Annotated in this window: 9 protein-coding genes; 7 read left to right on the forward strand and 2 right to left on the reverse strand. The window is 62.0% G+C overall.

The window, feature by feature from the left end:
* The first annotated feature begins 112 nt into the window (after window positions 1-112).
* From cysG to dinB, 7 genes are all read left to right on the forward strand, one after another.
* On the forward strand, window positions 113-1,561 hold the full coding sequence (gene cysG / locus A7Q00_RS10320) for a siroheme synthase CysG (RefSeq protein WP_064090449.1): 1,449 nt from the start codon (window positions 113-115) through the stop codon (window positions 1,559-1,561).
* An 11-nt stretch (window positions 1,562-1,572) separates the two neighbouring features.
* A complete protein-coding gene (locus A7Q00_RS10325) occupies window positions 1,573-2,352 on the forward strand; it encodes a phosphoadenylyl-sulfate reductase (protein ID WP_082887827.1) in 780 nt (259 codons plus the stop codon).
* Between the two features lie 98 nt (window positions 2,353-2,450).
* Complete coding sequence (gene cysD, locus A7Q00_RS10330) at window positions 2,451-3,416, forward strand: sulfate adenylyltransferase subunit CysD (protein ID WP_082887828.1); 966 nt, start codon at window positions 2,451-2,453, stop codon at window positions 3,414-3,416.
* A 119-nt stretch (window positions 3,417-3,535) separates the two neighbouring features.
* Window positions 3,536-4,864, forward strand: coding sequence for a sulfate adenylyltransferase subunit 1 (locus A7Q00_RS10335; protein WP_064090450.1), 1,329 nt, complete (start codon window positions 3,536-3,538; stop codon window positions 4,862-4,864).
* 370 nt (window positions 4,865-5,234) lie between these two features.
* Complete coding sequence (locus tag A7Q00_RS10340; protein WP_064090451.1) at window positions 5,235-7,019, forward strand: assimilatory sulfite reductase (NADPH) flavoprotein subunit; 1,785 nt, start codon at window positions 5,235-5,237, stop codon at window positions 7,017-7,019.
* Between the two features lie 393 nt (window positions 7,020-7,412).
* Window positions 7,413-9,179, forward strand: a complete 1,767-nt coding sequence (gene cysI, locus A7Q00_RS10345) for an assimilatory sulfite reductase (NADPH) hemoprotein subunit (protein ID WP_064090452.1) — start codon at window positions 7,413-7,415, stop codon at window positions 9,177-9,179.
* A 239-nt stretch (window positions 9,180-9,418) separates the two neighbouring features.
* Window positions 9,419-10,504: a DNA polymerase IV gene (gene dinB / locus A7Q00_RS10350; RefSeq protein WP_064090453.1), complete on the forward strand. Its 1,086-nt coding sequence runs from the start codon at window positions 9,419-9,421 to the stop codon at window positions 10,502-10,504.
* Between the two features lie 218 nt (window positions 10,505-10,722).
* On the opposite strand, the gene A7Q00_RS10355 is transcribed toward dinB, so the two are convergent.
* Entirely contained in the window at window positions 10,723-12,279 is a 1,557-nt protein-coding gene (locus A7Q00_RS10355; RefSeq protein ID WP_064090454.1) for an L-lactate permease, read from the reverse strand.
* Window positions 12,280-12,573: 294 nt separating this feature from the next.
* On the reverse strand, window positions 12,574-12,723 hold the full coding sequence (locus A7Q00_RS13700; protein ID WP_156503807.1) for a hypothetical protein: 150 nt from the start codon (window positions 12,721-12,723) through the stop codon (window positions 12,574-12,576).
* Between the last annotated feature and the right edge of the window lie 110 nt (window positions 12,724-12,833).

Consider the following 12,833-nt stretch of genomic DNA (forward strand, 5'->3'; position numbering starts at 1 on the left):
AATATGTTGCACCACATATAATTTTTCCTTCTATCTAATGGCGAAATCAGTCTTTCCGTTCCCCCCGCCGCTTCGCCTATGATAGGCGCACGGTTTTAGAGTGAGAACGGAAATGGACTACTTCCCCCTGTTTGCCGATTTGAAAGGCCGCCCCGTGCTGGTGGTGGGCGCGGGTCATGTGGCTTTGCGCAAAATCCGCCTGCTGCTGCGCTGCGGCGCGGTTGTCCGCATTGCGGCGGGCCGGCTGCATCCGAAAGTGGCCGCGCTGCACGGCGCGGGCAGGGTGGAGTGGGCGGCGCGCGCGTTCTCGCCCGAACTGCTCGACACGGCCTTCCTCGCCGTGGCCGCCACCGACGATTCCGATTTGAACGAGCGGGTGTTCCAAGCCGCGCAGAGCCGCCGCCTGCTGGTGAACACGGTGGACGACCCCGCCCGCTGCAACTTCATCTTCCCCTCGATTATCGACCGCAACCCCATCCAAATCGCCATTTCCAGCGGCGGCAAGGCACCGGTGCTGGCGCGGCTGCTGCGCGAGAGGCTGGAAGCCCTGCTGCCGCAGGGTTTGGGCGTGATGGCGCAGATTGCCGGGCAATGGCGCGGCCGCGTGAAGGCGCGGCTCGGCAGCACGACGCAGCGCCGCCGCTTCTGGGAAAGGCTGTTTGTTTCCGCCGCCTTCCGGCGTTTGGCGGAAAGCCGACGCAGCCGCGAGGCCGGGCAGCTGGTGTGGCGGTATTTGGCCGGGGAGCAGCCGCAAAGCGGCGAAGTGGCGCTGGTGGGCGCGGGGCCGGGCGATGCCGGGCTGCTCACGCTCAAAGGCCTGCAGCGCATTCAGGAAGCCGACGTGGTGCTGTACGACGCGCTGGTGTCGGATGCGGTGCTGGATTTGGTGCGGCGCGATGCCGACAAAATCTGCGTGGGCAAGCGCGCCGGCGGCAGCAGCGTGCCGCAGGAGGAAACCAACCGCCTGCTGGTGCGCCATGCCCGCGCGGGCAAACGCGTGGTGCGGCTCAAGGGCGGCGACCCGTTCGTGTTCGGGCGCGGCGGCGAGGAATTGGAAGCCTTGCGCGAAGCGGGCATTCCGTTTGAAGTGGTGCCCGGCATCACCGCCGCACTGGGCGCCGCCGCCTACGCCGGCATCCCGCTCACCCACCGCGACCACGCGCACGGCGCGATGTTCATCACCGGCCACCGCAAAATCGACGCCGAAGTGCCCGACTGGCCCGCCCTGGCGCAAAACCGGCAAACGCTGGTGGTGTATATGGGCACGATTAAGGCCGCCGAACTTTCGCGCGAGCTGATTGCGCACGGCCGCGCCGCCTCCACGCCCGCCGCCGTCATCAGCTGCGGCACGCTGCCGCATCAGCAGGTGTTTTCCGGCAGCCTGGCCGAACTGCCCGAATTGGCCGCGCAAGCCGCCCAGCCCGCCCTGCTGGTGATTGGCGAAACCGTGGCGCTGCGGCAGGATTTGGCCTGGTTCGGCGGGCAGCCCGACCGGCAAGACGAACAGGGCTGCCGCTATGTGCAGCCGCAGCCCGCCGCAGCGGCCGGGCAGGCGGCGTGAGGGGGAATGCCGTGAATATCCGAGAAATCCCGGTTGTCCGCGAAGAAACCGCTTCCGCCGTATCCTTCCGCCCCAAGCTGTGGCAGATTCCCCGCCCCATTTCCGCCGTGTACCAAAGGCTACCTGAAAAAACCGCCGCGCTGCGCCGCCGCCTGCTGGAAATCTACCGCCGCCACAGCCGCGTGAAGCTGGCCAGCAGCCTGGCGGTGGAAGACATGCTGATTACCGACCTGCTGGCGCAACAAGGCCTGCGCGTGGAAGTGTTCATGCTGCAAACCGGCCGCCTCAACGCCGAAACCCTTGATTTGGCCGACGAAGTGCGCCGCCGCTACCCCGCACTCGACTTTCGCCTCTACTACCCCGAAGAAAAAGCGGTGGAAGAATACGTGCAAACCCACGGCCTGAACGCCTTCTACGACAGCGTGGAGTTGCGCAAGCGCTGCTGCCACATCCGCAAAGTCGAGCCGCTCAACCGCGCCCTGGCCGATGCCGACGCCTGGCTCACCGGCCAGCGTCGCGGGCAGTCGGTAACTCGCAGCGAACTCGCCCTGGCCGAACACGACAACGCGCGCGGCATCGCCAAATACAACCCGATTTTCGACTGGAGCGAACAGGAAGTGTGGGCCTACACCCTGCAGCAGCGCCTGCCCTTCAACGAACTCTACCGCCAAGGCTACCCCAGCATCGGCTGCGAACCCTGCACCATGCCCGTGAAGGAAGGCGAAGACATCCGCTCCGGCCGCTGGTGGTGGGAAAGCCGCGACAGCAAAGAATGCGGCCTGCACAAATAGCCGCCGCAACACAAAAGGCTACCTGAAAAAACGTAAGGGACTCTTCAGCCCGCCGCAAGCCCGATATTTTCAGGTAGCCCCAGCCCGCCACGGGCTACCTGAAACCGCAACCCGAACAACCAACCCGACACAGAAAGCCCGCCATGAGCGCCACTCTGCAAAACGACCACCTCGACTGGCTCGAAGCCGAATCCGTCCACATCATCCGCGAAGTGCTGGCCGAATGCCGCAACCCCGCCATCCTGTTTTCCGGCGGCAAAGACTCCGTCGTCCTGCTCGCCCTTGCCCGCAAAGCCTTCGCCGTGCCCGGGCGGAGCATCCCGCTGCCCTTCCCGCTGGTGCACATCGACACCGGCCACAACTACCCCGAAGTCATCGCCTTCCGCGACCAAACCGCCCGGGAATCCGGCGCGCGGCTCATCGTGGGCAGCGTGGAAGACTCCATCGCCAAAGGCACGGTGGTACTGCGGCGCGAAACCGACTCCCGCAACGCCGCCCAAGCCGTCACCCTGCTCGAAACCATCGAAGAACACGGCTTCGGCGCACTGATGGGCGGCGCGCGGCGCGACGAAGAAAAAGCCCGCGCCAAAGAGCGCATCTTCTCCTTCCGCGACGAATTCGGCCAATGGAACCCCAAAGACCAGCGCCCCGAACTCTGGTCGCTCTACAACGCCCGCCTGCACCCCGGCGAAAACCTGCGCGTATTCCCCATATCCAACTGGACCGAACTCGACATCTGGCAATACATCGAACGCGAAAAGCTCGCCCTGCCGCCGATCTACTACGCCCACCGCCGCCAAGTGGTGCGCCGCAACGGCCTCTTAGTGCCCGTAACCGAGCTCACCCCGCCGCGCGAAGGCGAACAGATAGAAGAACTGTCCGTGCGCTTCCGCACCGTGGGCGACATCTCCTGCACCTGCCCCGTGGCCAGCAGCGCCGCCACCCCCGCCGAAATCATCGCCGAAACCGCCCTGGCCGACATCTCCGAGCGCAGCGCCACCCGCATGGACGACCAAGTGAGCGAAGCCGCCATGGAGCAGCGCAAGAAACAAGGCTATTTCTAGCCCGAAGGCTACCTGAAAAAGCCCCGCACCGTTTTTTAGGTAGCCTAAAAAGCCGCAAGGCAGGCCGCCGCCCAGGTCGTCTGAAACCCGAACAACCCACCCAAAGAAAGCCCGACATCATGACCAGCCCCCACCGCCAAGCCCCCCTGCGCTTCATCACCGCCGGCAGCGTGGACGACGGCAAATCCACCCTCATCGGCCGCCTGCTCTACGACAGCAAAGCCCTGCTCGGCGACCAGGTGCGCCGCCTCGAAAGCAGCCGCAGCCAAGGCGCGATCGACTTCTCCGCCCTTACTGACGGCCTCGAAGCCGAACGCGAACAAGGCATCACCATCGACGTGGCCTACCGCTACTTCGCCACCGCCCACCGCAAATTCATCATCGCCGACACCCCCGGCCACGAACAATACACCCGCAACATGGTCACCGGTGCCTCCACCGCCCACGCCGCCGTATTGCTCATCGACGCCGCCCAGCTCGATTTTTCCCAACAACCGCTGCAACTGCTGCCGCAAACCAAGCGCCACTCCGCCATCCTGCGCCACCTGCGCTGCCCGCACATCATCGTGGCCGTCAACAAAATGGACTTGCTCGGCTTCAGCCAAGAAAAATTCAACGTCGTTGCTGCCGCCTACCGCGAACTGGCCGACACCCTCGGCCTGCCCGAAACCCGCTTCATCCCCATCTCCGCCCTCAACGGCGACAACATCGTGCACGAAAGCGCCCACACCCCGTGGTACCGAGGCGGCTCGCTGCTGCAAGTGCTGGAAAGCCTGCCCGCAGGCGAAGGCGTGTCCGAAGCGCCGCAAGACTTCCACTTCCCCGTACAGCTCGTACAGCGCGCCGACGGCAGCAAACAAGACGACTTCCGCGGCTACCAAGGCCGCATCGAAGCCGGCAGCGTGCGCGTGGGCGACAAAATCCGCATCGAACCCGCCGGGCTCGAAAGCAGCGTGCGCGGCATCATCGGCCTCAAAGGCAGCGTGGATCAGGCAACCGCAGGCGAACCCGCCACCCTCCTCCTCGCCGACGACATCGACATCTCGCGCGGCGACACCATCCTCTCCGCCGCCAGCCCGCTTGAGCCGCAACGCCGCCTTGCCGCCACCCTGTGCTGGTTCGACAGCCGCCCGCTCAACCCTGCCCGCAAATACCTGCTCAAACACACCACCCGTACCGTGCCCGCCAAAATCGCCGCCGTACGCCGCGTGTGGGACGTGCACACCCTCAGCCACTCCGCCGGGCGCAACACGCTGGAAATGAACGACCTGGGCGAAGTCGAGCTCACGCTGGCACAACCCCTCGTCTGCACCTCCTACGCTGCCAACCCCGCCACCGGCGCCTTCATCCTGATAGACGAAGCCACCAACCACACCGCCGCCGCCGGCATGATACTGGCCGACGCAGAAGCGGCAGGCGAAACACAGCAGGCAGAACAGGCTACCTGAAAACCCGACGGCCAACTTCAGGTAGCCCGCCGATCGGACATAAATGCCGAACAGAACAAACAAAGGCCGTCTGAAACCGCTGCCTTTTCCGTGAGAGAAGGCTACCTGAAACCCATCCCCCTCTCCCGCGGGAGAGGGCAGCAGGCCGCAAGGTCTGCATAAACCCCGAGAGCTACCTGAAACCTTAAAGGCAACCCGCAGTACGCAAGACGGGCTACCTGAAAACCTGACAACCAAATTTCAGGTAGCCCGCAGCAAGATTAGCAAGAGCAAGAGTAGGTTGGGTTAGGCTGCAAGCCGTAACCCAACAATCTGCCCCTTAATTTTCAGGTAGCCCCAGCCCATAACAAACCATCCCAAGGAACCCGCCATGAACCCGCTTCCCCCCGAACTCGCCGCCCAAATCGCCGCGCTTAACCCCCTGCAGCTGGCCTGGCTCTCCGGCTACTGCTGGTCGCAGGCCGGCGGGCAGGCCGGGCAGCCCGGCATCGGTACGCCTGCCGCCGCCCCCGCTTCGGCCGTCCCCGCCGCCGAACCCCTGCGCGTGGCCGTGATTTCCGCCTCGCAAACCGGCAACGCCCGCAAAGTGGCCGCAGAGCTGCAGCAGAGGCTCGCCGCCGCCGGCGTGAACGCCGCCCACACCGCCGCCGCCGACTACAAGCCCAAAAACATCGCGGGCGAACAACTCGTGCTGCTCGTTACCTCCACCCAGGGCGAGGGTGAGCCGCCCGAAGAAGCGCTCAGCCTCTACAAACTGCTCAGCGGCAAAAAAGCCCCCAAGCTTTCCGGCCTCAAATTCGCCGTGCTCGGTCTGGGCGACTCCAGCTACCCCATGTTCTGCGGCGCGGGCAAAAGTTTCGACGAACTGTTAGCCAAACTCGGCGGCGAACGCCTGCTGGAGCGGCAGGACTGCGACTTGGAATACCAGGCCGAAGCCGCCGCCTGGCTGGACAAAATCGTGCCGCTGGTGGGCAGCCTGGCCGCCGCGCCCGCCGCAGCCGCAACCGTTACGGGCAACGCTTCGGTCAGCCCCGCCGCCGCGCCCGCATCCGCCTACAACAAAGCCAACCCCTTCCCCGCCACCCTGCTCGCCCGCCAGAAAATCACCGGCCGCGATTCGGAAAAAGACGTGCGCCACATCGAAATCGACCTCTCCGGCTCCGGCCTGCAATACCGCGCGGGCGACGCGCTGGGCGTATGGTTTGAAAACGACCCCGCCGTCGTGGACGAAATCCTCGCCGCCGTCTCGCTCAAGGGCGACGAGCCGGTGAACGCGGGCGGACAGGGCAAAACCGTGCGCGAAGCCCTGCTGCACGACTGGGAAATCGGCCTGAACACCCCGCAGTTCGTGCAGGGCTACGCCGAAATCTCCGGCAACCCCGAGTTGAAGCAGGCCGCCGCCGACGCTTCCGCCTACGCCGCCGCCAACCCGATTGCCGGCATCGTGTCGCAATACCCCGCCGCGCTCACCGCCGAGCAGCTCGCCGGCCTGCTGCGCCCGCTCGCCCCGCGCCTCTATTCCATCTCCTCCGCGCCCGAAGAAGTGGGCGAGGAAGTGCACCTCACTGTGGGCGTGCTGCGCTACGAACACAACGGCATCCCCCGCACCGGCGCCGCCTCCGGCTTTCTGGGCGGGCGGCTGGAAGAAGAAGGCAGCGTACGCGTGTTCGTGGAAGAAAACCCCCGCTTCAGGCTACCTGAAAACCCTGACACGCCCGTAATCATGATCGGCGCGGGCACCGGCGTCGCCCCCTTCCGCGCCTTCATGCAGCAGCGCGCCGCCAACGGCGACAGTGGCAAAAACTGGCTGATTTTCGGCAACCAGCACTTCACCCAAGACTTCCTCTACCAAACCGAATGGCAGGGCTGGGCGAAAGACGGCCTGCTCAACAAATACGACTTCGCCTGGTCGCGCGATCAGGAAGAGAAAGTCTACGTGCAGCACAAAATCCGCGAAGAAGCCGCCGAACTATGGCAGTGGCTGCAGCAGGGCGCGCACATCTACGTGTGCGGCGACGCCTCGCGCATGGCCAAAGACGTGGAACAGGCCCTGCTCGACACCATCGCCGAACAAGGCGGCCTGAGCGCCGACGACGCAGACGAATACCTCGACAACCTGCGCCAGGAAGGCCGCTACCAGCGCGACGTATATTGAAAACAGCGGCTGTTTTTCAGGTAGCCCCGTCAGGCAAACAAAAGGCTGCCTGAAAATCAAAAAACCATTTTCAGACGGCCTTCCCCAAGGCGGCCAAGCTGCAAGCAGGAAAGGCTACCTGAAAAATTATTTGCCATGTTATTCAACTAATTGCTTCAGCGGCGGATTGAATGTCCGTATCCGGCAAATCCGCCGCCCCAAATGTCGGTTTCGAGAATCCGGCCTGACGGTTTTCAGGTAGCCCGATTAGGAAACGGCAGTAGGACGGATACCCGTATCCGACAAGCAAAGGCAAGTTCAGCAGCCCCAAGCAGGAAACGGAAAGGCTACCTGAAAACGGGAAACCGCCTTTCAAGCAGCCCCAAAACAACCCAAACCCAAAGGAACCCAAGCATGAGCACCCCCGACCCCCGCGCCAAACTCCCCGCCACCCCCCTGGCCGACAACGAACGCCTCAAAGGCCAGAGCCGCCACCTGCGCGGCACCATCGCCCAAGACCTCGGCGACGGCCTCACCGGCGGCTTCAACGGCGACAACTTCCAGCTCATCCGCTTCCACGGCATGTACGAACAGGACAACCGCGACATCCGCGCCGAGCGGCACGACCAAAAGCTCGACAACCTCAAAAACGTCATGCTGCGCTGCCGCCTGCCCGGCGGCGTGATCACCCCGCAGCAGTGGCTGGGCATCGACCAATTCGCCGGCAGCCACACCCTCTACGGCTCCATCCGCCTCACCAACCGCCAAACCTTCCAATACCACGGCATCCTCAAGCCCGACATCAAAGCCGTGCACCAATGGCTGCACAAACTCGGCCTCGACTCCATCGCCACCGCAGGCGACGTGAACCGCAACGTCCTGTGCACCAGCAACCCCGTGGAAAGCAGCCTGCACCGCGAAGCCTGGGAATGGGCGAAGAAAATCAGCGAACACCTCCTGCCCAAATCCCGCGCCTACGCCGAAATCTGGCTCGACGGCGAAAAAGTGGAAACCACCGAAACCGCCCCCCTGGCCGAAGGCGTGAAAAGCGGCGACGACACCGAACCCGTACTCGGCGCCAGCTACCTGCCGCGCAAATTCAAAACCACTGTCGTCATCCCCCCGCACAACGACGTAGACCTGCACGCCAACGACTTAAACTTCGTCGCCATCGAAGAAAACGGCAAACTCGCCGGCTTCAACGTACTCGTGGGCGGCGGCCTCTCCATGGAGCACGGCAACACCAAAACCTACCCCGACACCGCCCGCGAATTCGGCTTCATCGGGCTGGACAAAGTGCTCGACTGCGCCGCCGCCGTCGTTTCCGTGCAGCGCGACTGGGGCAACAGGAGCGACCGCAAAGCCGCCAAAACCCGCTACACCCTCGAGCGCGTGGGCACGGAAGTATTCATCGCCGAAGTGGAAAACCGCATGGGCGCAAAATTCCAGCCCATCCGCCCCTACGAATTCACCACGCGCGGCGACCGCATCGGCTGGGTGCAGGGCGAAGACAAAAAATGGCATCTCACCCTCTTCATCGAAAACGGCCGCATCACCGACGCACCCGGCCGCCCGCTCAAAACCGGCCTGCGCGAAATCGCCAAAATCCACAAAGGCGACTTCCGCCTCACCGCCAACCAAAACCTCATCGTGGCCGGCGTGGCCGCCCGCGACAAGGCCAAAATCGAAAAAATTGCCCGCGAACACGGCCTCATCAACGACAAAGTGAGCAAACAGCGCGAAAACAGCATGGCCTGCGTCGCCCTGCCCACCTGCCCGCTGGCCATGGCCGAAGCCGAACGCTTCCTGCCCCAATTCCTCGACCATGTGGACGAAATCATGGCGGAAAACGGCCTGTCCGAAGAGCACATCGTTTTGCGCGCCAACGGCTGCCCCAACGGCTGCGGCCGCACCATGCTGGCCGAAATCGGCCTCGTGGGCAAAGCCGTGGGCCGCTACAACCTCTACGCCGGCGGCAACCGCCAAGGCACGCGCATCCCCCGCCTCTATAAAGAAAACATCACCGAACCCGAAATCCTCGCCATCCTGCGCGAATGGATCGCCGGCTGGGCAACAGGCCGCGAACCGGGCGAAGGCTTCGGCGACTACGCCGTGCGCACCGGCATCGTCCAACCCGTGCTCGACCCCCCGCGCGACTTTTGGAAAGCATCTGCCGCCTGATTCGGCAAGAAAAAGGCTACCTGAAAATTCTAGCTTCTCAGAAATTTGCAAAGCTAAAATTTTCAGGTAGCCTTTCATCTGTTCCCACTATCTGCCCGCGTTATATAGTGAATTAACAAAAGCCAGCACAGCGTTGGCTCGCCTTGCCGTAACGTGTGTACTGTCTGCGGCTCGCCGCCTTATCCTGATTTTTGTTAATCCACTATAATCCGGGCATTCTTTCCACCTTCCGCCCCGCCATGCCTGCCGAACGAAAAATCATCCACATCGATATGGACGCGTTCTACGCCTCGGTAGAGCTGCGCGAGCAGCCGCATCTGCGCGGCAAGCCTTTGGTGGTGGCTTGGGAGAGCGGCCGTTCGGTGGTGTGCGCCGCTTCCTATGAGGCGCGGCGTTTCGGGCTGCATTCGGCCATGCCTGCCGCCACTGCGCGGCGGTTGTGCCCGCAGGCCGTGTTTGTGCCGCCGCGTTTTCATCTGTATCGCGAAGTGTCGCAGCAGATTCATGCTGTGTTCCGGCAGCACACCGATTTGGTCGAGCCGCTCTCGCTGGACGAAGCCTATCTGGACGTTACCCGTAATAAGCAAAACCTGCCTTATGCCAGCGAAATCGCCGCCGCCATCCGTGCCGAAATCCTGCGCCAAACCGGCCTCACTGCCTCCGCCGGTATCGCGCCGAACAAGTTTCTCGCCAAAATTGCTTCCGATTGGCACAAGCCCAACGGCCAATTCGTGATCCCACCGCCGCGCATCGCCCAATTCCTGCTCACCCTGCCGCTGGGCAAAATTCCCGGCGTGGGCAAAAAAACGCTGCAAAAAATGCATGCCCTCGGCCTGCAAACGGCCGGGGATTTGCAAAAAATGCAGCGCGGCGAATTGGTTAACCTGTTCGGCCGCTGGGGCTACCGCCTCTACGACCTCGCCCGCGGCATCGACAATCGCCCCGTGCAGCCGCAGCGCGAGCGCTTGCAGATTTCCACCGAAATCACCCTGCCGCAGGATTTGCCGCTGAGTAAAATTGTCTGCCACCTGGCTGATTTGGCGCAAGATTTATGGGCGCAGGCGCAGCGCAAACAAGTGCAGGCGCACACGCTCACGCTCAAGCTGAAAACTGCTGATTTCCGCATCCTCACCCGCTCGCAAACCTATTCCTCCGTCCTGCCCGATGCCGCCGCACTGGAGCAGGCTGCCCGGCAGCTGGCACAGCGCATGCCCGCAGGCAGCGACTACCGCCTTATCGGCTTGGGCATCAGCCATCTTTTGCCGCAGGGCAGCCAGCCGGAATTGTGGGCGGAGGAGGGCGCAGATGCGGAAGAGGCTACCTGAAATCCGATGAGGTGACATGGCTGCCTGCACGTTTTGCCGTCTGTATGGCGAATCAAAATAACAATGCTACGGCAAGGCGAAGCAATGCTGTAGCGAGAGTAAGTTGGCTGGGTATACAGATTTTCAGGTAGCCCTTATGGCTGAAATGAAGGCTACCTGAAACCGGTTTTGCAGCAATCCGCGAAGCCGGTTTCAGGTAGCCTTGTTTGCCGACGGCGTTACAGTGCCATCATGGTAAAGCAATACACCGTAATGCCCGCAATAATCACATACGCAATCGCATAAGGCATGGCGGAGCGAAGGAAGGCACCTTCTTGGCCTTGCTGTTCGCAGGCGGCGGTGGCGATGGCGATGCTTTGCGGCGAAATAATTTTGCCGCCGGTCGCGCCGGCCGTGTTGGCGGCGGCGAGCCATGATTTATTCATGCCCAGTTGGTCGGCCACGGAGGCTTGCAGTTTGCCGAACAGGATGTTGGAAGAAGTGTCGCTGCCGGTGGCGAAGGTGCCGATGGCGCCCACCAGCGGTGCAACCAGCGGATAGAACGTGCCGGTGGCGTCTACCAAGCCTTTGGCAATCACGGCAATCATGCTGCTGTGGCTCATAATCGCGCTCATGGCCACCAAGCAGATGACGGTGATGCCAGAAGCCTTCATTTTCACCAAAGTCTGCCCCAGAATCTGGAACAGTTTGCCGGCGGAAACGCCTTGCACCAAGCCGCCGATAAACGCGCCCAAAAACAGCATCAAACCGGCGTTGGACAACCAGCCGAAGGAGAAATATATGCCTTCCTTATAAATCGGCAGGTGGATTTTGCTCACCAGCGTGGATTTCAAAAACCCGCTGATGGGGCCGGACAGCGGGCTGGCCATGATGATGAAGAACAAGATGAAACCATACACCGACCATGCTTTCGCCATTTGCCCCATGTTGATGGCTTTATCGGCCGGCGTGGCTTTTTTCTCGGTCATTTTGGCATACAGCACGATGAAGACGATACAGGCGATGCTGCCCAAAATGGCAGGCGTTTCCGCGCCGATGAAGTAAGCGGCCACAAATTGCACACCCAGCGACAATCCGCCCACCACGGCCGACAGGATAATGTTGGGCACGAGGTATTTTTTAGAAGTGTCGGTCAGCATCAGGATGACGAACGGCACCAAGAACATCAAGAAGCCCAGCTGAATCACCACGTCTCCGGCAACGGCATGGGTCTGCTCGGCCGTTACCGCCGAGCCGAACACTTCTTTGGCCAAGGTAATCACGGGGATGCCGACCGCGCCGAAGCCGGTGGCCACGCTGTTGCCGATGAGCGACACGAGCGCGGAGAAGCGCGGGCTGAAGCCCAAACCAATCAAAATGGCCGCCGGAATAGCCACCGCCGTGCCGAAGCCCGCCATGCCTTCCAACAAGCCGCCGAAACCCCACACAATCAGCAGCACCTGAATGCGTTTGTCGCTGGAAATATTGGTAAATTGTTGTTTAATCACTTCAATCTGTTCGCTTTCCAGCAGCACGTTGTAGCTGAACAAAGCCATCAGAATCACAATCAGGATGGGGAAGATGGCTTTCAACACGCCTTCGGCAAATGCCCAGCCGACGTATCCGGCGCCGTAGCCTGTGGGGGGGGTGAAGCCGCTCACGTTGGGCACGGCAAAAATAGCAATCAAAACAGCGGACAACGCAGCCAAGATGGCACTGCGGTCGCCGCGCATTTTGAAGCCGATCATCAAAACAATCAGCAATAAGATGGGAAAGACGGAAAGGGCGATACTCATGATGTCTCCGTGTGTGTCGGTAAAAAGGGGCAGCCCGGGGTGCAGGCTGCTTTTGGGGTTTGCCTGAAAACAGGCGGCGGATTGGGTTTGTCGTCGGTTGGGCTACCTGAAAACTGGTTTTCCGATTTTTCAATCGGTTTGGGCGATTTAAAAGCAGCCTGCACTTCGGATTATGTTGTGCGGAACAAGCTTTGCGGCGTTCGGGCTACCTGAAAACGCGGTTACCTGATTCTTTTCAGGATTGGCGGAACGGGCGATGTTGAAACGGCAAACCTGCGGTTTGCTGCCCTCTCCCTAACCCTCTCCCACGGGAGAGGGGATGGGGTTGCGCGAATCCGTGCGTTTCGGGCTACCTGAAAACTGTTTTCTTGATTTCTCAATCAGTTCGAACGGTACAAAAGCAGCCTGCACTTCGGTTTGTTCGGAACGAACCTTTGGTGGCATTCTTTGGTGGCGTTCGGACTACCTGAAAAAGGCCGGCCGGAAACTTCGGTTTCTGCCAAACCAAAACCGTTCCGGCTTTGCAGGCTGCTTTTCTTATTCCATGTCCGAAA

This window comes from Eikenella halliae (genome assembly GCF_001648475.1).
In the GTDB taxonomy this organism is placed as follows: Bacteria; Pseudomonadota; Gammaproteobacteria; order Burkholderiales; family Neisseriaceae; genus Eikenella; species Eikenella halliae.

Excerpts from the sequence above, each read along its gene's own strand:
- A7Q00_RS10355 (WP_064090454.1), bottom strand. The coding sequence starts at position 12,279 with ATGAGTATCGCCCTTTCCGTCTTTCCCATCTTATTGCTGATTGTTTTG.
- A7Q00_RS10335 (WP_064090450.1), top strand. The coding sequence starts at position 3,536 with ATGACCAGCCCCCACCGCCAAGCCCCCCTGCGCTTCATCACCGCCGGC.
- dinB (WP_064090453.1), top strand. The coding sequence starts at position 9,419 with ATGCCTGCCGAACGAAAAATCATCCACATCGATATGGACGCGTTCTAC.
- A7Q00_RS10340 (WP_064090451.1), top strand. The coding sequence starts at position 5,235 with ATGAACCCGCTTCCCCCCGAACTCGCCGCCCAAATCGCCGCGCTTAAC.
- A7Q00_RS13700 (WP_156503807.1), bottom strand. The coding sequence starts at position 12,723 with ATGCCACCAAAGGTTCGTTCCGAACAAACCGAAGTGCAGGCTGCTTTT.
- cysI (WP_064090452.1), top strand. The coding sequence starts at position 7,413 with ATGAGCACCCCCGACCCCCGCGCCAAACTCCCCGCCACCCCCCTGGCC.
- cysG (WP_064090449.1), top strand. The coding sequence starts at position 113 with ATGGACTACTTCCCCCTGTTTGCCGATTTGAAAGGCCGCCCCGTGCTG.